The organism is Anabaena lutea FACHB-196, assembly GCF_014698305.1.
Classification (GTDB): domain Bacteria; phylum Cyanobacteriota; class Cyanobacteriia; order Cyanobacteriales; family Nostocaceae; genus Anabaena; species Anabaena lutea.
Window position 1 is genome coordinate 36,028 of the sequence record NZ_JACJST010000001.1, and the last position, 22,254, is coordinate 58,281.

General features: G+C 40.0%; 21 protein-coding genes. 11 read left to right on the top strand and 10 right to left on the bottom strand.

The genetic code is table 11. The features are described from left to right. The first annotated feature begins 75 nt into the window (after nt 1-75). Nucleotides 76-1,245 carry an IscS subfamily cysteine desulfurase gene (locus H6G59_RS00195; RefSeq protein WP_190711164.1) on the top strand — a complete coding sequence of 390 codons (1,170 nt, stop codon included), beginning with the start codon at nt 76-78 and terminating at the stop codon, nt 1,243-1,245. 210 nt (nt 1,246-1,455) lie between these two features. On the opposite strand, the gene H6G59_RS00200 is transcribed toward H6G59_RS00195, so the two are convergent. Then, complete coding sequence (locus H6G59_RS00200) at nt 1,456-2,502, bottom strand: cyanophycinase (RefSeq protein ID WP_190711165.1); 1,047 nt, start codon at nt 2,500-2,502, stop codon at nt 1,456-1,458. A 164-nt stretch (nt 2,503-2,666) separates the two neighbouring features. Next, on the bottom strand, nt 2,667-3,863 hold the full coding sequence (locus tag H6G59_RS00205) for a glycosyltransferase family 4 protein (protein WP_190711166.1): 1,197 nt from the start codon (nt 3,861-3,863) through the stop codon (nt 2,667-2,669). Between the two features lie 288 nt (nt 3,864-4,151). On the opposite strand from H6G59_RS00205, the gene H6G59_RS00210 reads away from it, so the two are divergent. Further along, a complete protein-coding gene (locus H6G59_RS00210) occupies nt 4,152-4,913 on the top strand; it encodes a Uma2 family endonuclease (protein WP_190711167.1) in 762 nt (253 codons plus the stop codon). Between the two features lie 207 nt (nt 4,914-5,120). Here H6G59_RS00210 and lepA read toward each other — a convergent pair whose 3' ends face one another. After that, nucleotides 5,121-6,932 (bottom strand): translation elongation factor 4, encoded by a 1,812-nt coding sequence (gene lepA, locus H6G59_RS00215; RefSeq protein ID WP_190711168.1) that lies wholly within the window; start codon nt 6,930-6,932, stop codon nt 5,121-5,123. A gap of 626 nt (nt 6,933-7,558) precedes the next feature. Between lepA and H6G59_RS00220 the strand changes: the two genes are divergently transcribed. The 5 genes from H6G59_RS00220 to H6G59_RS00240 all read left to right on the top strand — a co-directional run bounded on the left by H6G59_RS00220 (nt 7,559) and on the right by H6G59_RS00240 (nt 13,764). Beyond that, nucleotides 7,559-7,795: a hypothetical protein gene (locus tag H6G59_RS00220; RefSeq protein WP_190711169.1), complete on the top strand. Its 237-nt coding sequence runs from the start codon at nt 7,559-7,561 to the stop codon at nt 7,793-7,795. Nucleotides 7,796-8,077: 282 nt separating this feature from the next. Then, nucleotides 8,078-9,841, top strand: coding sequence for a GAF domain-containing hybrid sensor histidine kinase/response regulator (locus H6G59_RS00225; protein WP_190711170.1), 1,764 nt, complete (start codon nt 8,078-8,080; stop codon nt 9,839-9,841). 66 nt (nt 9,842-9,907) lie between these two features. Further along, nucleotides 9,908-10,555 carry a DUF3386 domain-containing protein gene (locus H6G59_RS00230; protein ID WP_190711171.1) on the top strand — a complete coding sequence of 216 codons (648 nt, stop codon included), beginning with the start codon at nt 9,908-9,910 and terminating at the stop codon, nt 10,553-10,555. A 525-nt stretch (nt 10,556-11,080) separates the two neighbouring features. Continuing rightward, the gene (locus tag H6G59_RS00235; RefSeq protein ID WP_026103970.1) at nt 11,081-11,311 is read left to right on the top strand and encodes a NifU family protein; all 231 of its coding nucleotides are present in this window, start codon (nt 11,081-11,083) and stop codon (nt 11,309-11,311) included. A gap of 218 nt (nt 11,312-11,529) precedes the next feature. Beyond that, entirely contained in the window at nt 11,530-13,764 is a 2,235-nt protein-coding gene (locus H6G59_RS00240) for a glycoside hydrolase family 57 protein (protein WP_190711172.1), read from the top strand. Nucleotides 13,765-13,913: 149 nt separating this feature from the next. On the opposite strand, the gene H6G59_RS00245 is transcribed toward H6G59_RS00240, so the two are convergent. Beyond that, nucleotides 13,914-14,150, bottom strand: a complete 237-nt coding sequence (locus H6G59_RS00245; protein WP_190711173.1) for a CDGSH iron-sulfur domain-containing protein — start codon at nt 14,148-14,150, stop codon at nt 13,914-13,916. A 155-nt stretch (nt 14,151-14,305) separates the two neighbouring features. On the opposite strand from H6G59_RS00245, the gene H6G59_RS00250 reads away from it, so the two are divergent. Further along, nucleotides 14,306-14,653, top strand: a complete 348-nt coding sequence (locus H6G59_RS00250) for a winged helix-turn-helix transcriptional regulator (RefSeq protein WP_190711174.1) — start codon at nt 14,306-14,308, stop codon at nt 14,651-14,653. 105 nt (nt 14,654-14,758) lie between these two features. Here H6G59_RS00250 and H6G59_RS00255 read toward each other — a convergent pair whose 3' ends face one another. From H6G59_RS00255 to H6G59_RS00270, 4 genes are all read right to left on the bottom strand, one after another. Beyond that, nucleotides 14,759-15,133, bottom strand: coding sequence for a salt stress protein, Slr1339 family (locus H6G59_RS00255; protein ID WP_190711175.1), 375 nt, complete (start codon nt 15,131-15,133; stop codon nt 14,759-14,761). Between the two features lie 26 nt (nt 15,134-15,159). Further along, nucleotides 15,160-15,765, bottom strand: a complete 606-nt coding sequence (locus H6G59_RS00260) for a vWA domain-containing protein (protein ID WP_190711538.1) — start codon at nt 15,763-15,765, stop codon at nt 15,160-15,162. Between the two features lie 42 nt (nt 15,766-15,807). Further along, on the bottom strand, nt 15,808-16,413 hold the full coding sequence (locus H6G59_RS00265) for a vWA domain-containing protein (protein ID WP_190711176.1): 606 nt from the start codon (nt 16,411-16,413) through the stop codon (nt 15,808-15,810). A gap of 180 nt (nt 16,414-16,593) precedes the next feature. After that, complete coding sequence (locus tag H6G59_RS00270) at nt 16,594-17,199, bottom strand: vWA domain-containing protein (RefSeq protein ID WP_190711177.1); 606 nt, start codon at nt 17,197-17,199, stop codon at nt 16,594-16,596. A 305-nt stretch (nt 17,200-17,504) separates the two neighbouring features. On the opposite strand from H6G59_RS00270, the gene trxA reads away from it, so the two are divergent. The 3 genes from trxA (at nt 17,505) to H6G59_RS00285 (ending at nt 19,700) form a co-directional block, all read left to right on the top strand. Then, nucleotides 17,505-17,828: a thioredoxin gene (gene trxA / locus H6G59_RS00275; protein ID WP_190711178.1), complete on the top strand. Its 324-nt coding sequence runs from the start codon at nt 17,505-17,507 to the stop codon at nt 17,826-17,828. 529 nt (nt 17,829-18,357) lie between these two features. Next, on the top strand, nt 18,358-18,738 hold the full coding sequence (locus tag H6G59_RS00280; RefSeq protein WP_190711179.1) for a hypothetical protein: 381 nt from the start codon (nt 18,358-18,360) through the stop codon (nt 18,736-18,738). A gap of 227 nt (nt 18,739-18,965) precedes the next feature. Next, nucleotides 18,966-19,700 (top strand): DUF4079 domain-containing protein, encoded by a 735-nt coding sequence (locus H6G59_RS00285; protein WP_190711180.1) that lies wholly within the window; start codon nt 18,966-18,968, stop codon nt 19,698-19,700. Between the two features lie 69 nt (nt 19,701-19,769). Here the strand turns inward: H6G59_RS00285 and H6G59_RS00290 are convergent, their stop codons facing one another. Further along, complete coding sequence (locus H6G59_RS00290) at nt 19,770-20,447, bottom strand: response regulator transcription factor (RefSeq protein ID WP_190711181.1); 678 nt, start codon at nt 20,445-20,447, stop codon at nt 19,770-19,772. Nucleotides 20,448-20,685: 238 nt separating this feature from the next. Continuing rightward, nucleotides 20,686-22,107, bottom strand: a complete 1,422-nt coding sequence (locus tag H6G59_RS00295; RefSeq protein WP_190711182.1) for an ATP-binding protein — start codon at nt 22,105-22,107, stop codon at nt 20,686-20,688. Nucleotides 22,108-22,254 lie beyond the last annotated feature (147 nt).

Here is a 22,254-nt window from a genome sequence, read left to right on the forward strand (position 1 = left end):
GAGAAAATGAACTTGATCAAGTTCTCAAAATCTTACAAAAACTAGGTTAAATTTTGACTTCACTTTGAATTAACTATGTCCAGTCGTCCTATCTATTTCGATTGTCACGCTACCACACCCGTTGATGAAAGGGTACTAGCCACAATGATTCCCTATTTTACCGAAAAGTTTGGTAACGCAGCTAGTATTAGTCATGTTTACGGTTGGGAATCAGAAGCCGCTGTTCAACAAACACGGGGAATTTTAGCCAATGCAATTAACGCTACACCCGAAGAAATTGTTTTTACGAGTGGTGCAACAGAAGCTAATAATTTAGCTATCAAAGGTGTAGCAGAAGCTTATTTCCAAAAAGGTCAACATATTGTGACTGTGGCAACGGAACATAAAGCAGTTTTAGATCCTTGTGAATATTTAAAAAGCCTCGGTTTTGGTCTGACAGTTTTACCTGTTCAAAAAGATGGATTAATTGATTTAAATCAGTTAGAAAAAGCTTTACGGCATGATACAATTTTAGTATCTGTGATGGCGGCAAATAATGAAATTGGGGTTTTACAACCTTTAACAGAAATTGGAGAAATGTGCCGTCAACGTCAAATTATTTTTCATACAGATGCAGCCCAAGCAATTGGTAAAATTCCCTTAGATGTGGAAGAGATGAACATTGATTTAATGTCTCTCACAGCCCATAAAGTATATGGACCCAAGGGTATAGGTGCTTTATATGTTCGCAGACGCAACCCTAGAGTTAAACTTGCTTCCCAACAACATGGGGGAGGACATGAACGGGGTATGCGTTCTGGGACGTTATATACACCGCAAATTGTTGGTTTTGGTAAAGCTGTAGAAATTGCTTTAGCAGAACAAGAAACAGAAAATCAGCGATTGAGGGAATTAAGATCAAGATTGTGGAAACAGTTATCTACTGTCGAGGGAATTCATTTAAATGGACATCCTGAAAAAAGATTAGCAGGAAATTTGAATATTAGTATTGAGGGTGTAGATGGTGCTGCACTTTCTCTAGGTTTACAACCAATTATGGCAGTTTCTTCTGGTTCTGCTTGTTCTTCAAATAATGTTGCACCTTCCTATGTGCTGACAGCGTTAGGAAATTCGGAAAAGTTAGCTTATGCTTCGGTACGGTTTGGAATTGGTAGATTTAATACTGCTGAGGAAATCGACACCGTTGCAGAACATTTGATTTCTACTGTGAAAAGTTTAAGAAGTTCCTCAGTAGTTAGTTGTTAGTAAATCCAGAACCCCGATTTCTTGAATAGATAGGGGTTTTTTAAGAAAAATTTAAAAGGTAGGTACATTAAGCGGTATTCTCAAACAAGCACAAGTTACTCCTGAAGAATTTATATAAAACCTATAATTATAAGAATGAAAATAGAGTAGGGATAAAGCGCATTGCTAAACCCCTACAACCTAAATTATTTGTGTATTTTCAATGATTACTCAATAAGGATCTGAGTCAAACCTTCCCCGCTTCACACTTCTGAGATAATAACCTTTTGACGGTAATTTATTTAAATCGAATGTCTCACCTCTGGGAACTCTCCAAATTTTATAATCGGAATAGGTTAAAGGAGTTCCAGGTTGACAGACTTCTGGGGGATGATCTCCTAAGACAAAATATGCTGCACCTCTCCCCATAACTTTCGCAATACCGTATTTATCCACCAGCAAAGATGTTTCTTCACTAATGGCTATACCTAATGCAGTTGCAGATACACCATCTTGAATTTGACGGGCAATAAAAACCATAATTCTGCCCATTCTTTTCCGTTCATCGAAGTGAGTATCAATGATGGTTTTTCGCAAATACTTCCACTGAAAAAAGTTATAGGTAAAGGTAACATTGCGATAGGGATCATCAAGTACTTCTGCACTTTCAATACTATCTTCACAAGCGCAAGAATCATAAACAAATTCACTTTGAATCATTGCACCTGCACTAGTGCCACCGATAGCACCACCTTTATCGTAAACTGATTTGACAGCAACTTCTAATTTTGTATTTTTCCAGTTGCGAATATATTCACATTGATCCCCACCAGCAAAGAAAATTACACCAGCATTTCTGACTTTATCAAAAATATCCGTTCTGTTCGCTTCTTGTCTGTTACTAATAATTAAAGTTTCAACATAATTTACCCCTCTCATGCGATAAATTAGCTGATTGTAATCATCGTCACCAGCAGCGCGAATCACTAAAACATTAACTTTCGTGTCGGAGTTAGAACCTCCCCTAACACTGTTAATCATCCACTGGATAGCGTCATCGACATCATTACCACCCCCACCCAAATTATGCACAGGGCCAGCTAAAAGGGGCAATTGATAACCAGTTTTAGCTGCGGGAGGACGGACATCGGTAGTTATATCTCGAAAATAGCGCTTCAAGTTTGCTGTCAGACGGTCTATAATGCGGTTTACCATCCTCAACAGCGTAGTTCTTGCATTCTTCAAACGCTTTGCCATATTTGGGAATGCTCTTGTCATACTCATCTTTTGGCGCAAACAGCAATTACTACTAACTCTCTCATCAGAAAGGGTAAAATTCCCAGCGTACAGGGTTTGTAGTGTTTTTTTGCGCTATAAATTGCAGAGTAATTATTAATTCTCTGTGCTAATCTGGGAAAACCTCACTTTTCCTGGGTGTTTAACTACCAATTACTTGGCGATGCCTGCGATCGCTCTCTTACCACTCTCTCATAAACCACTGCTGTTTGTTTAGCTAATTTCGGCCAACTAAAACGTCGTTCTAAATCTTCATAAGCGTTATCCACCAACCATTGTCCATAACCTGGATTTTTCAGAACTTCTAAAATTCCCCAAGCGAGGGAATCAGAGTTGTTAACGCAAGTGGTAATTCCCGTTTTTGTATGTTGCACTACTTCAGGAAAACCACCTATATCGGAAACTACTACAGGTACTCTAGAAGCAAAACTTTCTAACGCAACAATACCAAAGGGTTCATAAAGACTAGGAAAAACTGCACAGTCAGCAATGGTTTGGAATTTATCTAAGTAATCATCAGATAGAAAACCTGTAAAATAGCATTTGTCCCAAATTCCTAAATCCCAAGCTTGGCTTTTTAGATGGTCGGTATTACCACCACCAACTATCACAAATTTAACATAACCTCCCATTTCCCAAAGTACTTTGGGAGCAGCATTAAGTAATACGGATACACCCTTTTCATAGGTCATGCGACCCAGGTAATAAACGATTTTTTCATGATCATCGGCAAATTGGCGGCGGAAATCTTGAGCATGAAAATCTGCGTGGTGCTGTTTCTTTTCTGGTCGTATACCGTTATAAATAACATCAATTTTGTTGCCAGGACTATGTAGCACTCTTCCAACTTCCCCACGCATATATTCAGTACAAACGATAATGCGCCAAGCGTTATAAGCTAAAGAATTTTCTTTATCACTAATGTAGCGTTGAGTTTCATTGTGAATACCGTTATAGCGGCCGTATTCAGTCGCATGGATGGTAGCGATGAGGGGGATTTTAAAGGTATGCTTGAGAGCGATCGCAGCATCTCCAACTAACCAATCATGGGCATGGATAATATCAAATCCCCCTTCCTCCATAATCAACTTACCACCGTGATGTCCCATACTTTCGTTGAGATTGACTACCCAGTGGAAAAAGTCATTACTTGGGGAAACTGGTACGCGATGAACATGAATTCCTTCAACTATCTCATACAACGATGCTTGTCTAACTTCAGGTGTAATTAGGTGAATTTCATGCCCTAGCTTAACGAGTTCTGGGTATAATTCTGCTACATGACGGGCAATTCCTCCTACTATCCTGGGCGGAAATTCCCAACTCAGTACTAGTATCTTCATTTACAACTCCCCGATGATTTACAAAACTTAAAAAACTTTTAAAAAACTATATTTAACTCAAAATACAAGTCTGGCAATTAGCATAAGGGTGGTTAATAAAATTTTTGAATTTTTTAATGTTTTTTGATAAAGCTTATCAGAGTTGTCAAAATTAGGGAACTCTTGGATTGGAAAATACCTAAAGAGTGCGATTGTGCGGAGTGCAGTGCTGGAGGCAATCGCACTGCTCACTCTCAGAGGATAAACTAAATTATAGAAACCCAAACCGATACAAGTAGGCGGTTCATCATGGTACAACAGGCTTTTTCAACCGAACTTGCTGCTGAACCCGATATCAGCCAGATAATTACTGAAGATGATACCCCAGTGGATAATTTTCTTTCTGAAAAACAACAGCGTCTATTGACAGAAGTTTTATATAATGCATGGCTTCCTCCCACGGAGTCACAAACCTTTATCGCCGCCGCCAATGTGGGAGTTTTTTATAACATCGGTTTACCCCCGCTTGTACCGGATGTTTTCCTCAGTTTAGATGTCACCATGCCGGAAAATTGGGGAGAGAAGAAAAACCGGAGTTATTTTAATTGGCAGTTTGGTAAAGCGCCAGATGTAGTGATTGAAATTGTTTCTAATCGCGAAGGCAATGAATTAGGTTCTAAATTAAAAGACTATGCTCGCATGGGTGTCTGGTATTACGCCATATTTGATCCTTTGGGAATGTTGGGAGATCAGCTACTGCGTACTTATCAACTAGGAATTAGACAATATTTAGAAACCGATGATTTCTATTTTCCAGAAGTAGGTTTAGGTTTAACTTTGTGGGAAGGAGTATTTGAGGGAAAACAAGATATTTGGTTGCGTTGGTGCGACAAAGCGGGAAACATTCTCCCTACAGGTACAGAAAGCGCAAAACAAGCTCAACAGGAAGCTCAAACCGCAAAACAGGAAGCTCAAACCGCAAAACAAGAAGCCGAATTAGCTCAACAACGCACGGCACAACTAGAAGCGCAGTTAAGAGCTTTGGGAATAGAACCGCAGGGTAATTCGTAATTCGTAATAATGCCTACGGCAGGCTACCGCCAACGTAATTCGTAATAGTACCGACAGTTTCGGTAGGGATATGTAATTAAGGCAAAATCTCAGTTCAGAACCTGGATTTAGTAAGTTGGTTTAGGGAAAGGTTAAAGGGTCAAGGTTTTTTCTTCCTTTTCCCCCCTTAACCGACGATTATTGAAGGTTTTCCCTGGTTCGGTAATCTTAGTTTTGATCTAAACGCAGCACAGCCATAAAAGCTTCTTGGGGTACATCCACAGTACCTACAGCTTTCATCCGCTTTTTACCCTTGGCTTGCTTCTGTAAGAGTTTCTTCTTCCGGCTAATATCACCACCGTAGCATTTAGCTAATACGTCTTTCCGCATAGCCGGGATATGTTCACTAGCAATAACTTTACTGCCAATAGAAGCTTGAATGGGGACTTTGAATTGATGACGGGGAATTAGTTCTTTGAGCTTTTCAGCCATTGCTCTGCCAACATTGTAGGCTTTATCTCTATGAACAATCATCGCTAAAGAATCCACCGGATCACCATTAATCATGATATCCAACTTCACCAAATGATTCTCACGGTAGCCAATGAGATGATATTCCATACTGGCATAACCACGCGATCGCGATTTCATCTGGTCAAAAAAGTCTGTGACTACTTCTGCCAAAGGTAACTCATAGGTGAGTGTAGTACGCCCTTGGGTGAGATATTTCATATCTTTGAAGATACCCCGGCGATTTTGCGATAACTCCATTAAAGAGCCAACGTAAGTTTCCGGCGTAATCATTTCTACTTTGACATAGGGTTCCTCTATTCTTTCCCGTTCATTGGGAGAGGGTAGGCGGCTAGGATTATCAATGTACAGTTCCTCACCTTTGTTGGTGATGACTTTGTAAACCACCGAAGGGGCTGTGATAATTAAATCTAGGTTATACTCACGCTCTAAGCGTTCTTGGACAATTTCCATGTGCAGCAAGCCCAAGAACCCACACCGGAAGCCAAACCCCATCGCGCTAGAAGTTTCCGGTTCATAATGGAGTGCAGCATCATTCAGTTCTAGCTTTTCTAAAGCTTCCCGTAAATCTTCAAATTGATCGGCATCAATGGGGAACATCCCACAAAAAACCATTGGGTTGGCTTCGGTGTAACCAGGTAAAGCTTCTGTGGCTTTGGCTTTAACTAGGGTAATGGTGTCTCCTACCCGTGCGTCAGCTACAGCCCTAATTGATGCGGCTAAATAGCCCACTTCCCCAGCGTGTAGTTCTTCAACTTGCTTTTGGGTGGGAGAAAGAACGCCTATCTCATCAATATCGTATTCTTTACCAGATGCCATCAAGTAAATGCGATCGCCCTTTCTCACACTACCATCCATCACCCGGAAGTAAACAATTACCCCCCGGTAACTATCATAGTAGCTATCAAAAATCAACGCCCGTAAGCGTTCATCAACTTTATCTGGTGCTGGTGGTATTCGCTCAACGATTGCTTCTAAAATTTCAGGAACACCAATTCCCTCTTTAGCAGAAGCCAAAATTGCTCCACTGCAATCTAAACCAATAATTTCTTCAATTTCACCAATTACCCTGTCAGGTTCTGCTCCTGGCAAATCAATTTTATTCAAAACTGGAATAATTTCTAGGTTATGTTCCAGAGCTAAATACACATTTGCCAGTGTTTGAGCTTCTACACCTTGGGAGGCATCTACAACCAACAAAGCGCCTTCACAAGCTGCCAGACTTCTCGACACCTCATAAGAAAAGTCAACGTGTCCCGGTGTATCAATTAAGTTTAATACATACTGCTGGCCGTCCTTAGCTGTATAATTCATCCGGGCAGCTTGCAGCTTAATTGTAATGCCGCGCTCCCGTTCCAAATCCATATTATCGAGAAACTGTTCCTTCATCTGTCGGTCTTCTACAGTGCCAGTGGCTTGTAGTAGGCGATCAGCGAGAGTGGATTTCCCGTGGTCAATGTGAGCAATAATACAAAAATTGCGAATGCGAACTGCGGGAACGTCAGTCATATACTATCTTTGCTAAAAGCAAACCAAAGTGAAAGCTATTTACTTCATGTATTTTAATGCTTTCTTTGGTAATGGGTAATGGGTAATTGGTCATTGGTCATTGGTCATTGGTCATTGGTAATTAAGTTATTCTTCATTTTCTCCGCGTCCCCTCATCCCCGCGTCCCCTCATCTCCCCATCTCCGCGTCCCCTCATCCCCGCGTCACCCCATCTCCCCATCTCCCCATCTCCGCGTCCCCTCATCTCCCCATCTCTCCATCCTCACAAGGGTAGGTGAATTTTTAAGGATATTATGAAACTCTATTGATAGCTGCTGGAATTAATCAACTAGGGGCTTACAATAAATATAAATTAATTACACTTAGGGATAATAAGTAATTGCCAACGGTAATTACCTGCAACTACTGATTTACTGACACAACTTCTAGAGAGGTGAGCTACTGTCTAGCGAGTTATATGAAAATTGCGACTTAAAACCTGACGTTGTTATTTTGGTACTATTTCGGGTAGTTATGTAACTGCGCTTTTTATTTAAATATTTGATTTGTGCAGTGAAATAGCCTGAATCATGAATATAACTGCTTGACAAAGCTTTGGACAAAACCATTTCAGAGCATCTAAACCCATGAATATGCAAGAAAAACCTACCGATGCGGAAAACAAACACCCCGATAAGGTAGAAATAGCCGTTCGCCTAGACTCCGAGTTAATAGAACAAATTCAGCATCTTACCAATGACCCAAGTAAAGTGATTGAGGTAGCTATCCGCCAATGGTTGCGGGGTGATGTACCTAGAGATGATGAGCTAACACGCACCCCTGTGCGGACACCAGTTCCTCCTCGCGGGGAATGGAACGATTGAAATTGGCGATCAATCACCAGAAGGCAGGAGGCAGCTATGCTGAAGGCAGGGTGCAGGAGGTAATTATTTCTCCGCGTCCCCCCATTTCTTTATCTCCGCGTCACCGCGTCGCCCATTTCCCCAATCCCCCTAATAATAAGAAATGTAAATTTTAAGGTGCTAGATTCCGGAAAAGTCAAAAATACACAATCGAAAATGTAAAAGCTGTAAAAGTTTATGCCAAAATTTAAGCAGCTTTAGTACAACTACGGTGGAAAGCAATTTGTCTATCCAACTCGATTAATGACTATTACTGCAAATACCCAATTGCCGAATTTATTTTCTCAGAATCGGGAATCTATTCCCCGCACGACGAATGGCGCATTACTAACTCTCGGCTCCGAGTTGGTATATACGCAAGATCGGACTGGGCGCTATTTGTCATTTGATTGGCAGCATAGCGAACTCCTAGATTTAAAGACTGAGAAAAGAGTTGATGCGCTCAATGAGAGTGAAAACTTTACTCCGGTGGATAAAGTTGCTTATCTGGAAAGATTAAACCGGATTTTGACAAGCTTAGTCCCGGAAAGGGTTCAGTGCTGGTTTAAATGCAGTCAGGAGTTATTAGAGTTGGAGTTGACAATCACTCCGATTATGCCGCGATTGGGTCAAACCGCGACTACAGTTTTGGTGATGGGTAGGTTGTTGCAAGCTACAGCCAAGGTTCAAGAAGTGAATCAGGCTTCTATTTCGCCTTCACAACAAGAACTGGCTTTGCCTTCGTCTAGCGTGCCACAGGCATCGCAGCAACACCAAAAATTATTAAATAAAATCACCAGAAATATCCGGAGGACACTGGATCTAGATGTTATTTGGCAGCAAACAGTTGACATTTTAGGAAAAGTACTCAAGCTAGAGCGTTGTATTATCTGTCCTTATCAGCTTTCTAGCTCAAAAGTCTATGTAATTGCTGAGTATCACCAACCAGAGTTAGATCCTATGCTTGGCTCAGAAATAGATATATCTTCTGAGCCTGCTTTTATTCAGGCTTTGACTACTCTGGAACCGATGGTGATCGAGATGCCTGTAGAGATAAGTTCTGGGCCGCAAAAATTTTTGTTGGTTGCTACTTGTTATCAAGACCAAGCAAATGGGTTAGTTGCCTTAAGCTTAAACGATGAATGCTACCTGTTAACAGAAACAGAACGAGAATTAACTAAAGAACTGGCAGATCAGCTGGGAACTGCGATCGCTCACGCTACTTTATATAAAGAACTAGAAGCAGCTAGGCAAAAGGCTGAAGAAGCCTCCCGCTTAAAAAGCGAATTTCTGGCCAATGTATCCCATGAAATTCGTACTCCCCTGAATGGCATGATCGGCTTTTTGAAGCTGATTTTAGAAGGGATGGCAGATGATCCTGAAGAACAAAATCAGTTTTTGACAGAAGCTCACCAATTATCACTACATCTGCTGAATATTCTCAATGATATTTTAGACATTGCCAAAATCGAAGCAGGCAAAATGGAGCTAGATTGCGCTCCAGTTAAGCTAAATGAGTTATTTAGTGATGTAGAAAGCTTTACGCGTCCCCAAGCGGAGATGAGAAACCTCAGTTTCCAGATGCAAATGCCTATCACCTCCGATGAAATCATTGTCCAAGGCAACTACCAAAGATTGTTACAAGTTATGCTCAATTTGGTAGGGAATGCCATTAAATTCACTCACGAAGGTGGTGTCACGATTAGCGCTGATTTAGTCCTGAAAAAAAGCAAAGGCAAACTGCAACCACAGGCATTACCTGGCATTGTCAAAGTACGAGTGGCAGATACTGGTATTGGTGTTTCCTTAGATAAGCAAGATAAACTGTTTCAATTATTTTCCCAGGTGGATGGTTCCCGCACTCGTCATTACGGTGGCACAGGTTTAGGACTGACTATATCCCAAAAGCTGATAGAGGCAATGGGGGGTGAAGTCCATTTCTACAGTTTAGGTGAGGGACTTGGCTCAACTGTCACGTTCACAGTTCCACTTTATCAACAACCAGTCCTGTGTTCTTCTAGCGAATGATAAGATAGAAACTCCAAATTGAACCACCCAGACTAGACTAAATAAAAGTGAAGTCAAAGTGTTTGTATGACAGTTCAGACAACCGCAGGCGTTTTATTCCAAACTGCTTTTGAAAGTCGTTACACTTGGGACGATAACTTTCCTGGCTATAGTGCCGATGTACAACTGCTACAGGGAAGTGAAGTTTACACTGGCAAGATTCACATTAACCGCGACTTAGATGTAGAAGTTACAGGCGTTGCAGATCAAGAAATAGAAGAAGGTATTTATATCCAGTTACAGGAAACAGTTACACGCTGCAAACGCTACAATTTTCAACAGTCTCACAGTCAGCATGAGTTTACATTGGGACAAACAGATGAAACAGGCTCTGTCACAGTTCTAGTCAAAGGTGAATCTATCGATTCCCAGTATAAAATCCGCGATCGCAAAATTTGTCAAGAAAATCGCGTTATGGGTCGCATGGCTTTGGTCATTGATACTTGGGACTATTTTGATACAGGTGCTGGTTACATTGCCAGTCAATATGATGTAGTTTTTTGTAACTCCAAAACCAACGAAGTTAACAGCGTTCTCAAATTTACAGACACCTATCAAAAATTTGGCGACTATTACATCATGACTAAACAGATTGTAGAAGAGCATGAAAATGGTGTTAGTCAGGTTGCTGACTCCATTACTGAGTTCACATACTCTAATATCAAGCTGTTATAAGTAGGTAGGTGGCAAAATTTATCGTTATGACAAGGCAGGAGGCAGACGGCAGGAGGCAGAAGGGAAGAGCGTTTGAGCTAAATTTACTTTTCGTTACATACTTCTGTTTTTTTGTGCCTTCCTACTTAGCAGGTGATAGGTAAGAGAGCTAAAAGTCTTTTGGTGTCTAAGTTTTATCGAAGGCAGGAGTTAGGGGGCAGCTTTGCTGGGGGGAACTAACCCTTAACGTAAGCTGCGACGAAAAAGAGCAAGGGTTTAAGACCCCCACTGAAAAAGAGTTCAGTGGCTTCAAATCAGGAGGGGTCGAATCCCCTCTGATTTGCTCCTTCTGCCTTCTGCCTTCGACCTTCTGCCTCCTGAAACGTCATCAAAAACAGATAACCCACAATATAGTGGCAATTGGGTCTAGGATCGATTTGAATCAGCAAAAGCCGAAAATTTTGGATATTTTGGGTAATGGGTAAAATTCCTAAAATCCAATTTCACACCCATCGTTAACTTAACAGGTCTAAAACTATGGAAACTATGGAACTGACAACTGAAAACGTTGAAACTGTATTAGATGAAATGCGCCCTTATCTGATGTCTGATGGCGGTAATGTGGAACTCGTTGAACTGGATGGCCCCATTGTAAAACTGCGGTTGCAAGGTGCTTGCGGTTCTTGTCCCAGTTCTGCAATGACTCTGCGAATGGGTATTGAACGCCGCCTTAAGGAAATGATTCCCGAAATTTCCGAAATCGAACAAGTTATCTAGGGCTAAGGACTGGGGAGATGGGGAGATGGGGAGATGGGGAGATGGGGAGATGGAAGAGAATTTTTTCCCTATACACCCTGCCTTTGAGCCTTCTTCCTATTGCCTTTTCCCAATTACCCATCTCCCATCATTAATTACCTGGGTGAATTGTTATATTGGATAATTTATCATTCATAATTCAACATTATTAGCAAATTCCTAATTACTTATAAATCCCTATGTCCCATCCCCTGTACGTCGCTTTTATCTGGCATCAACATCAGCCACTGTACAAGTCTCCTGGAAGCAGCAGTTCGGTTTCAGATAGCCAGCATTACCGTCTACCTTGGGTACGTTTGCATGGTACTAAGGATTATCTAGATTTGATATTGCTGCTAGAGAAGTATCCTAAGTTACACCAAACGGTGAATTTAGTACCATCTTTAATATTACAACTGGAAGATTATATTGCTGGTACTGCTTTTGATCCTTACCTCACAGCCAGTTTGACACCTGTGGAAAAGTTGACCACAGAACAGCGGGAATTTATTGTTCAACATTTTTTTGATGCTAATCACCACACACTTATAGATCCCCATCCTCGCTACGCCGAGTTGTATTATCAAAGGCAGGAAAAGGGACAAAATTGGTGTTTAACAAATTGGGAATTGCCAGATTACGGAGATTTACTAGCTTGGCATAATCTAGCTTGGATTGACCCGCTATTTTGGGATGACCCGGAAATTGCAGCTTGGTTGCAACAGGGACGGAATTTTACTTTAAGCGATCGCCAACGTATTTATTCTAAACAACGCCAAATCCTCAGCCGCATTATTCCCCAACACCGGAAAATGCAGGACTCAGGGCAGCTAGAAGTCACCACAACCCCCTACACCCACCCGATTTTACCCTTATTAGCTGATACCAATTCTGGGCGGGTAGCAGTGCCAAATATGATATTACCTGACCGTCGCTTTCAGTGGGTGGAAGATATTCCCCGTCATTTGCAGAAATCGTGGGATTTATATCACGACCGGTTTGGGCAAAATCCCCGTGGTTTGTGGCCGTCTGAACAGTCAGTCAGCCCAGAAATTTTACCGTACATTGTTAAACAGGGATTTAATTGGATTTGCTCAGATGAAGCCGTCCTAGGTTGGACACTGAAACACTTTTTCCATCGGGATGGGGCGGGAAATGTGCAGCAACCAGAACTGCTTTATCGTCCTTATCGTTTGCAAACTCCAGCAGGTGATTTATCCATAGTATTCCGCGACCATAGATTATCAGATTTGATTGGTTTTACCTATGGGGCGATGCCGCCAAAACAGGCTACGGCAGATTTAGTGGGACATTTGCAAGCGATCGCTAAAATGCAAAGAGACAACCCCAGCGACCAACCTTGGTTAGTGACCATTGCCTTAGATGGTGAAAATTGCTGGGAATTTTATCCCCAAGACGGTAAACCTTTCCTAGAAACCTTATATCAAAGCTTAAGTGACGAACCTCACATCAAACTTGTCACCGTCTCCGAATTCCTAGATCAGTTTCCCCCCACAGCCACCATCCCCGGAGAACAACTACACAGCGGTTCTTGGGTAGATGGCAGTTTCACCACCTGGATAGGTGATCCCGCCAAAAATCGCGCTTGGGACTACCTAACAGAAGCGAGAAAAGTCCTAGCCAGTCATCCCGAAGCTACCGAAGAAAACAACCCCGCCGCTTGGGAAGCCTTATATGCCGCCGAAGGTTCCGACTGGTTTTGGTGGTTTGGTGAAGGACATTCATCAAATCAAGATGCCATCTTTGATCAATTATTTCGAGAGCATCTGTATGGTATTTATAAAGCCTTAAATGAACCCATACCGGGCTATTTAAGAAAAGCCGTAGAATCGCATGAAGCACGAATCGACCATCGACCAGCAGGATTTATTCATCCAGTTATTGATGGTAAAGGTGATGAACAAGACTGGGACAAAGCCGGACGCATAGAAGTTGGCGGTGCCAGGGGAACAATGCACAACAGCAGCCTAATCCAACGACTTTGGTATGGAGTAGATCACCTGAATTTTTATGTGCGGATAGATTTTAAAAATGGCGTTTCCCCAGGAAAAGGTTTACCAACCGAGTTAAATTTACTCTGGTATTATCCAGATAAAACAATGGTAAATAGCCCCATACCTTTAGCAGAAGTACCAGATACTGCACCAGTTAATTATCTATATCATCATCATTTAGAAATTAACTTACTCACACAATCAATTCAATTTCGAGAAGCAGGAGATAATTATCAATGGCATCCTCGTGCTAGTCGCGCTCAAGCTGCTTTAAATAATTGTTTAGAAGTGGCAATACCTTGGGCAGATTTGCAAGTTCCACCCGATTATCCCCTCCGCCTAATTTTGGCATTAGCAGATGAAGGTTGTTTTCACAGCTATTTACCAGAAAATACTTTGATTCCTATTGAAGTACCATAAAAGTACCGAGTACCGAGTACCGAGTACCGAGTACCGAGTACCGAGTACCGAGTATCGAGTTAGGAGTTGAGGATAAAGTAAATAGTAGGGTGGGCAATGCCCACCTTTAAAAACAATTAGATTGTTAAACTTTGATTTTGAAAATCAGCTTAAAGTTTAGCGTGAGCGCCATCACAAAAAGGAGAATTCGCAGTATATTTACATTGGCACAATGCCACCTTTTTCTGTTCAGTTAATTCAAATGCTTGAGGTGTAAATTCGCTGCCTTTATGACCACCATCACAGAAAGGCTGATTTTTTGATTGTCCACAGGTACACCAGTAATAAGTACCAGCTTCTAGTTCTAAAACCGCAGGTTTTTTATCAGCAACTACAGGTTGACTCATAGTGTTCTCCTTTCAAAATTGGTAAAGCGTTTTTAGTCTCTGTTTTGATTTTTTGATGCACAAGACTTAACTTATTTTCTCTATTGACTTTAACTTATGTACAATTACTATGAATAGTAGGCACTTAAAAGTACTATACTTCCCAAAAAGTAACTATGAAAGCAGAAGCAGAACACTATAGTCTAAGTAGGCCGACTTGTGAAGTAGAAAGCACCATCAAAGTAATCGGTGGACGCTGGAAAGTATTAATTATTAGAGAATTAATTTCAGGTGAGAAACGATTTGGGGAATTGCAGCGAGGTTTACCGGGAATTACCCAAAAGATGCTCACACAGCAACTCAGAGAAATGGAAGAGGATGGGATTATACATCGAGAAATATACCCACAAATCCCCCCTAAGGTAGAATATTCGCTGACACCTATAGGAGAAAGTCTCAAACCAATTCTCTATGCAATGCATGAATGGGCTATTCAGAATTTATCTCATATTCATCCAGACTAAAATACATCGATAAGCCTCACATACCCTAATTCTTAGAGAAGTAGGGTATTGTGTTATTCATGATTCAATCTCTTTCTGATTGGAAAGACTCTGTGCGTCTCTTCTTTAAGCGTTGGTTTGTAAATACTCAATTGCTGCTTCTAACTTTGAGGAATATGCTTGGGCAAAGTGTTCAAACCACAGTCCTTCAGGTGAGAAAGGATCTAATTTAGATAACCATTCCTGGGCTTGTTTTTGCAAAGTTTCTAATTGTTTAGCTTTGAGTTGTTCTAACTCTTGCTGTTTTCTCAACTCTTCAGCAGCATCGCGTTCTAGTAAATCGGCTTTAACTTCTGCTAATAAGTTATCCATTAGAGAATTTGACTTATGAGAAGAAGCAATAAATGGTTTAGCTGTAGGTAATTGAGGCTGTTGCAGTTGGGTTTTTACTTCTGCATATTCAGCCTGAATTTCAGCCAGTAGCTTATCAATAGAATCCATGTTTGCAAATCCTATTATGTGTAAAGTTAATCATTAATCGCATTTAGTAGCACTTCTGATAAACTCATATCTTCCATATCTTCCATTGTGACTGTGTCGCAAATATCAAATTTTGCCCCAGCACTTTGAAGTTCATCATCCAATATTTTTAGAAAACGTGTAGCATTGGGATCTGTACCCACTTGAATAAAAGAAAGAGCTAACTCTTCATCTCTATCCATCTTCCGAGAAGCTTCTATAATCACCTTCATCACTGCTTTACGATCATCTGGTTCACCATCAGTAACAACTAAAATTATTTCACCGTTAGCTTTCGTTTGATTAGCTGATTTACGTTGAAAATAATCATCTGTTGCGTGTTTCAAAACGCCTGCTAAATCAGTAGTTCCTGAAGGATCATTTTCTTGAAAAATCTGCACAACTTTACTAGCTGTGACATTTTCATAACGTTTGAATTTCCCAGAAAATAAATAAACAGTTATGCCATCTGGGTCAAATTGATCACATTTAGTAGCTAAAGCAAAAGTAGATTCTTGTGCTACTACCCATCTACTTCTACCACCCTTTTGATCTGGGGTAGCCATGCTGCCGCTTTTGTCGATAATCAAAGTATAATCCCGATTTTCCAACATTGATGAATTCTCCATTTTTGACTCAACTCTTATAAACTAAAATCAATCATTTATGGCATTAATCAAAACATCTACAAGACTCATATTTTCTAAATCATCGAAAGCTACCGTATCACAGATATCAAATTTAGCACCAACACTTTGCAATTGATCATCTAAAGCTTTAAGAAATTTTGTAGCTTGAGGATCATTACCTACTTGAATAATAGAAATTCCTAATTCTTTCTCATGTTCCATTTTGTGAGTAGCATTGATGATTACTTCATATATTGCTTGCTTATCATCTTGTCTACCATCAGTGATCACTAAAATTATTTCCCCATTGGGCTTGCTTTGTCCATTGGCTTTGCGGGTAAAATAATTATTAATGGCATCTTGAAGAACTCCTACTAAATTTGTCGTATCATCAGGAATATTTTCTGCAAAAATCTGTGTTACTTTATCTGAAGTCACATGATCAAAACGTTCAAATTTTCGAGAAAAAAGATAAACAGTGATCCCATCAGTGTCAAACTCTTCACACTTACGAGCTAAGGCAAAGGTAGATTCTTGTAATGCTAACCATCTGCTTTTGTCACCTTTTTCAGAGAGTTGTGCCATACTAGCACTATGGTCAATAATGAGTGTGTAATCCCGATTTTCTAGCATTTATAATTCTCCAGTAATGAGTGATTTGATATTTTGGGTTTTCATATTCTCCCAAATAAATCCCAGGGCAGTATATTCCGAAAACATTCTCTTAGACATCTTGTAAAAATACAAGAAAGAGATAACTAACCGTAGACAGATGCAAATAAAATGTACTTGTGCAAGATGTCTATTAACTAATTAGTCAGTAATTGCATTCATTAATACATCCGCAAGGCTCATGTCTTCTAAATCATCTAAAGTTATGGTGTCGCAAATATCAAATTTAGCGCCAACACCTTGTAGCTGATCATCTAAAGCTTTGAGAAATTTCGTGGCTTGAGGATCTGTACCTACTTGAATAATAGAAATTGCTAATTCTTCATCTCGATCCATTTGCCGAGTTGCCTGAATGATGACTTCAAATACTGCTTTGCGGTCATCTGGTTCACCATCAGTAATAACTAAAATTGTTTCTCCATTGGGTTTTGTTTGACCAGAAGCTTTGCGTTGAAAATAATTATTCAAAGCATCTTGAAGTACACTGGCTAAGTTGGTTGTTCCAGCAGGGTCATTTTCCTGAAATATTTGTGCGACTTTAGATGATGTCACATTTTCATAACGTTTAAATCTGCCAGAAAAGACGTAAACTGTGAGTCCATCTGGGTCAAACTGTTCACATTTGCGAGCCAAAGCCAGGGTAGACTCTTGGGCTATTTCCCATCTACTTCTACCACCTGCTTGGTCAGGGGTGGACATACTACCACTTTTATCAAGGATTAATGTATAGTCGCGATCGCTCATCATAAATTCCTCTCATGATTTTTCTGCCTCTATTTTAACTGTTAGGTAATAACACCTTCTCTAGATACAGATGGATTGTAATAATGATTTAAGTAACTCAGTTCCCAAAAAAACCAGTTTCTGGGGTAAAATCGCTAAACAACTCAATATTGACGCTGTGGAGTCTGACCAACTTACCCCACAGGCATTCATCTGAGAGCAAATTCAGATAAATGCATCGAGATTACCTTCCTTGATCATGGGAAAATGTCCCACTTTCAGGTTTATTCGATAATATCGAATTAGTGAATTAAATCACGAGGACAAATATGTCTGTCACCAATGTCACAGAAGCCACATTTAAGCAAGAAGTTTTGGAAAGTGCGACTCCAGTCTTAGTGGATTTTTGGGCCCCTTGGTGCGGCCCTTGTCGAATGCTATCTCCAGTTGTGGAAGAAGTGGCTACTGAATATGAAGGACAGGTGAAAGTGGTAAAACTGAATACAGATCAGAATCCCACCGTTGCCAGCCATTACGGTATTCGTAGCATTCCCACGTTGATGGTATTTAAAGGAGGTCGGCAAGTTGATACTGTTGTGGGCGCTGTACCAAAAACTAGTTTAGCTAAAACTCTAGCTCAGTATATTCCTTGATAATCAGCAGGGTGAATATTGCTCGGCTTTAACTTAATATACTGGAATCTCTGTCAGAGCAAATTATAGATTTGAAATTATAGTAAATCCCCAGTTGTGACCGAAAAATCACGGGAACGGAGGAACAGATGAAAAAATCAACTACCTCGAGGTAAGGGTTTTTCTTCTACTCCTCCCCTTTTTATGAGGTCACAAACCGAATTTTATGAATAAGTATTTGATGATTTTGATAAAATCTCACCTCTCTCTATTCTTCATTTCATAAGCATTCTGAACCGATAGCGCAGCGTGGCGTAAGCCATAGGTCTGCGTAGCGTCTCCTGAACCGGAGGTCTGCGTAGCGTCTCCTGACTCCTGAATTCTTACATTACACATATTGTCTTTCTGTTTGCTATTTCTGAGAATATGCTGAGTGTAAACTAAATTTTCCCAAGGGATAAATTCAGACAATTCCTAGACTGGCTTCATTTGAGTTTCAGTAGCAGATGGGATGCTGTGTTTAGTCAAAAAACTTAAACATCAAAAACAAATGAAACTCGCTTCTTCTCTGCTCACAGGTGTTGCTCTAGCTGGTATGTTGACAGTTTGGGATGTTCCACTTAAAGCTGTGAATCCTTCACTAGTTCAAGCCTCAGCCGCAGAAATGAAAGATTCTACAGGTTTGACTGCTGGACAAAAAATTGACTTGGTGATGAAGAATAAGGGTCAATTTGGTGGTGGTGATCAATTACGTCGCTTCTTTTTTGGTGATCTTGAGCCGCTGGGTGTTCAACCTGGTGGTGCCGGTATGGTGGTGAATCTTTACAACAAAGCCAATAATATCACGTTTGCTTATTGTTCAACTTACGATGTGGTAGTTGCAGTTAAACAAGGTAGGATTTCTAGGTTTGAAGCCAGCGAAGTGAAGTAATTTTTATGGGGTTGATTGGGAAAAGTCATTAATTATGAAATATGACAATGGCACTTTCAACCCTGTTAATATTGGGATAGACAATCTCAAATTAATTGCCTAAGTTCTATAATGACTTGATCTAAACGCCAAGTTTCTCCTAAGAAGATCAGGGTTATGAGTGATTTGCTGGACTGTAATACAAAGTCGTGCTATTCATTTACTACTAAGTTTTAGAGAGGTGCAATATGGAAATTAAAGACGCTATTTTGTTATTACATCCAGTGTTAGCTGTAATTGTCGTTTTTCCCCTAATTGGGATTATTGTCAACCGGGCTTTACAAATTCGTCAACGCCGATTAGAAACTGTGGGAACTGGTAAAAGTAAAATTCCCCCTGCTGTTGGACAAGAACACGTTCTGTTAGGAAAATGGTTAACAGGCTCAGTTGTTGGTATTGTTTTGATTGCGTTAGCTAATGATATTTTTGTGAATATTATAGATAAGCAAATTTGGGTTAAATCACAATTTCAGGTAATTTTTATTGTTTTATTATTTGCTGCAACTATTGCTTCTTTGTATTTACTTTATCAAGCAAAATCACAAAATTGGCGTGGTATATTTGCAACTCTGAGCGGGGTTGGGTTAGTGGTGCTTGGTTGTCAAGATGGTGTTTACCGCAAAACCAATCAATGGTATATTTCTCACTACTATTATGGAGAATTAGCTGCTTTATTAATGATTTTTTCACTGGCAATTTTACCAGATATATACAAAGATAAAACAAACCGTTGGCGCAAGGTTCATATTATTCTCAATTGCATCGCTCTTTTGTTATTTATTGGACAGGGAATTACAGGAACAAGATCATTGTTAGAAGTTCCTCTAAGTTGGCAAGAACCTTATGTGCATATGCTTTATGAGCAGAAATGTGATACAAAACCCTGTACAGTTCAAGCACCTTCTTTAGCTCCAAAGCCTTAGTAGCAAGGGTTTGGTGGGCAATGCCCACCCTACGTATATTTTGAAAATAAAATATAGGACTCCTATATATTACATATCTCGCAGTGCGTAACCTACTCCACGCACTGTGTGAATTAAACGCTTTTCGTGATTTTCTTCTAATTTTAAACGTAGATAACGAATATAAACTTCGATAATATTAGAATCACCCATAAAATCATAACCCCAAACTTTTTCTAAAATTTGTTCTCTTGTAAAAACTTGCCGGGGATGGGAAAGAAGATATTCTAATAAATCAAATTCTTTTGCTGTTAATTCAATTAATTTTTTCCCGCGATAAATTTGGCGAGTACGACGATTTAAACTTAAGTCTTCAAACTGCAAAATGTCTTCGTCTATTTCTTGAGTACGACGGAGATGAGCGCGAATTCTTGCTAATAGTTCTTCAATACTAAATGGTTTGATTACATAATCATCTGCTCCGGCATCTAAACCTGCAACGCGATCGCTTACTTCATCTTTTGCTGTTAATAAAATTACTGGTATTGAGTTTCCAGTTGCTCGCAAACGGCGACAAATTTCTACACCTGATAATCCTGGTAACATCCAATCTAGAATAGCTAAATCCGGTGATGATTCTCGCGCTAATGTTAACCCAGTCATGCCATCATTAGCGACGGTGACTTTATAACCTTCACTACTCAGTTCTAATTCCACAAATCGCGCTAGTTTGACTTCATCTTCAACTAAAAGAATATGTGCTGACATATTTTAAAATTATTAATATAACGAGTTTAAGCTGGTAATTGATACAGCAGGAGTCAGGAGTCAGGAGACGCTACGCAGACCTCCGGTTCAAGAGACGCTTCGCAGACCTATGGCTTACGCCAAGCTGCGCTATCGGTTCAGGAGACGCTACGCAGACCTCCGGTTCAGGAGTAAAACTGGCGAATGTGTCTAGGTTTCAATTTAGATTCTGTACCTCATTGATCTGCAATCTGCTGTATTAATTATTAAGTAAAGTGATGGTAAATATACTTCCTTCTTCTAACTTTGATTGTACAGTCACATTACCCCCCATGCCTTCTATCAGAGTTTTGACAATTGATAAGCCTAAACCAGAACCACCTGTTGCTGGACTGCGGGATTCATCTACGCGGTAAAAGCGTTCAAAAATCCGTTCTTGGTGTTGTAAAGGAATACCATAACCTTTGTCACAAACTTGAATAGTTACTTTATCATGAAACGCGTTTAATTTTATTATTACTGGCATTCCAGCTTCAGAATATTTAACAGCATTATCAATCAAATTCAATAATACTTGTTTCAGACGACTATAATCTGTTTTTACTTCTATTGGGTAAGTTGTTGATTCGATTGTAATGATACGATCACTATATTTTGCTGCCATCTCGACAACTTCTTCAACTAAGTCATTCAATATATAGTGTTTCATCTGAAAACGTAAGTAGCCACTATCTGCTCTTGCTAAATCTAGTAAATCTTGTAGCAAGCGGATGGTATGTTCAGCTTCTGATGAGGCGGTTTCTAAGGCTTCTATTTGAATTTCTGTTAAGTTATTTTGTCGTCGTAAAACACTTTGTAAGTAACCATGTACAATTGTTAAAGGTGTCCGTAATTCATGGGAAACATTACTGACAAATTGTCGTTCTTGTTCCCAAGATTGGGAAAGACGGGATAACAACATGGTTAAGGTTTGAGCTAATTCTTTGACTTCGCTGGGTGCGTTATCAAGATATAGCTGTGCTTGTCCTAAGTCTTCTATGGAAAGGACAGAAGTCATTTGACTTAGTTGACGTAGAGGTTGCAGAGAACGCTGAATATAAAATGCGATCGCTACTGTAATCACAATTATTGCTAAAATGCTGGCAATAGTCAAACTCCTTACCATTGCCATAAACATTGTTTGTTCAGTGGTAATATCCTTGACTACAAATAGCGTACCCAAAAGTTTACCCTGGACTTGTAAAGAACTACCACTTATAACGAAGTAGTTTTTTTTGACTTGGTAAACTTTGGGTTTAATCGACATATTGGTAAGAGACATTAATTCAGCCACTGTAGAATCAGATAACAAATCTAAAGTGGCAGATTTGACCCAAATTTTATTATCAGTATTTTTTAGCCATAATAATGTGTTGGTATTTGCTAAGTTATTAATAGCTTTCTGCACCCCTGTTTCGGGTTGCATCATTTCACTATAAAGTTGGACATCATGTGGCACGCGGTTAGCAATTTGTTGAATGTTATGCTTATGACTATCAATCAAAATTTGCTGCATTTTCCAACTAGTCCATATAGCGAGGCTACTTAATGACGAAGCGGAAAATATAGCAATACCAATAGTTAGGCGTAATCGTAATGAAAATGGATCAATTTGTTGACAAATTTTTCTAATTTGCTTCACTTTTTTATTTATAAGTTGGGTCTTGTCAAAAGGTTTTAATTAAAGTTATGGCGGTTCTCTGTTGAGTGAGATACAAGAACCCCACCTCCCAACCCTCTCCCCGCAAGCGATGAGGGGGCTATCTCTCTTTTGTCACTCTCCGAAAAC

What these genes read in the sequence shown, in the direction of transcription:
- H6G59_RS00245 (WP_190711173.1), bottom strand. Translation starts at nt 14,150, where the DNA reads ATGAGTCAACCTGTAGTTGCTGATAAAAAACCTGCGGTTTTAGAACTA.
- H6G59_RS00270 (WP_190711177.1), bottom strand. Translation starts at nt 17,199, where the DNA reads ATGATGAGCGATCGCGACTATACATTAATCCTTGATAAAAGTGGTAGT.
- H6G59_RS00290 (WP_190711181.1), bottom strand. Translation starts at nt 20,447, where the DNA reads ATGTCAGCACATATTCTTTTAGTTGAAGATGAAGTCAAACTAGCGCGA.
- H6G59_RS00250 (WP_190711174.1), top strand. Translation starts at nt 14,306, where the DNA reads ATGAAAGCAGAAGCAGAACACTATAGTCTAAGTAGGCCGACTTGTGAA.
- H6G59_RS00285 (WP_190711180.1), top strand. Translation starts at nt 18,966, where the DNA reads ATGGAAATTAAAGACGCTATTTTGTTATTACATCCAGTGTTAGCTGTA.
- H6G59_RS00260 (WP_190711538.1), bottom strand. Translation starts at nt 15,765, where the DNA reads ATGTTGGAAAATCGGGATTATACTTTGATTATCGACAAAAGCGGCAGC.
- H6G59_RS00200 (WP_190711165.1), bottom strand. Translation starts at nt 2,502, where the DNA reads ATGACAAGAGCATTCCCAAATATGGCAAAGCGTTTGAAGAATGCAAGA.
- H6G59_RS00205 (WP_190711166.1), bottom strand. Translation starts at nt 3,863, where the DNA reads ATGAAGATACTAGTACTGAGTTGGGAATTTCCGCCCAGGATAGTAGGA.
- H6G59_RS00240 (WP_190711172.1), top strand. Translation starts at nt 11,530, where the DNA reads ATGTCCCATCCCCTGTACGTCGCTTTTATCTGGCATCAACATCAGCCA.
- H6G59_RS00225 (WP_190711170.1), top strand. Translation starts at nt 8,078, where the DNA reads ATGACTATTACTGCAAATACCCAATTGCCGAATTTATTTTCTCAGAAT.
- H6G59_RS00265 (WP_190711176.1), bottom strand. Translation starts at nt 16,413, where the DNA reads ATGCTAGAAAATCGGGATTACACACTCATTATTGACCATAGTGCTAGT.
- H6G59_RS00280 (WP_190711179.1), top strand. Translation starts at nt 18,358, where the DNA reads ATGAAACTCGCTTCTTCTCTGCTCACAGGTGTTGCTCTAGCTGGTATG.
- H6G59_RS00235 (WP_026103970.1), top strand. Translation starts at nt 11,081, where the DNA reads ATGGAACTGACAACTGAAAACGTTGAAACTGTATTAGATGAAATGCGC.
- H6G59_RS00210 (WP_190711167.1), top strand. Translation starts at nt 4,152, where the DNA reads ATGGTACAACAGGCTTTTTCAACCGAACTTGCTGCTGAACCCGATATC.
- lepA (WP_190711168.1), bottom strand. Translation starts at nt 6,932, where the DNA reads ATGACTGACGTTCCCGCAGTTCGCATTCGCAATTTTTGTATTATTGCT.
- H6G59_RS00220 (WP_190711169.1), top strand. Translation starts at nt 7,559, where the DNA reads ATGAATATGCAAGAAAAACCTACCGATGCGGAAAACAAACACCCCGAT.
- trxA (WP_190711178.1), top strand. Translation starts at nt 17,505, where the DNA reads ATGTCTGTCACCAATGTCACAGAAGCCACATTTAAGCAAGAAGTTTTG.
- H6G59_RS00195 (WP_190711164.1), top strand. Translation starts at nt 76, where the DNA reads ATGTCCAGTCGTCCTATCTATTTCGATTGTCACGCTACCACACCCGTT.
- H6G59_RS00255 (WP_190711175.1), bottom strand. Translation starts at nt 15,133, where the DNA reads ATGGATTCTATTGATAAGCTACTGGCTGAAATTCAGGCTGAATATGCA.
- H6G59_RS00230 (WP_190711171.1), top strand. Translation starts at nt 9,908, where the DNA reads ATGACAGTTCAGACAACCGCAGGCGTTTTATTCCAAACTGCTTTTGAA.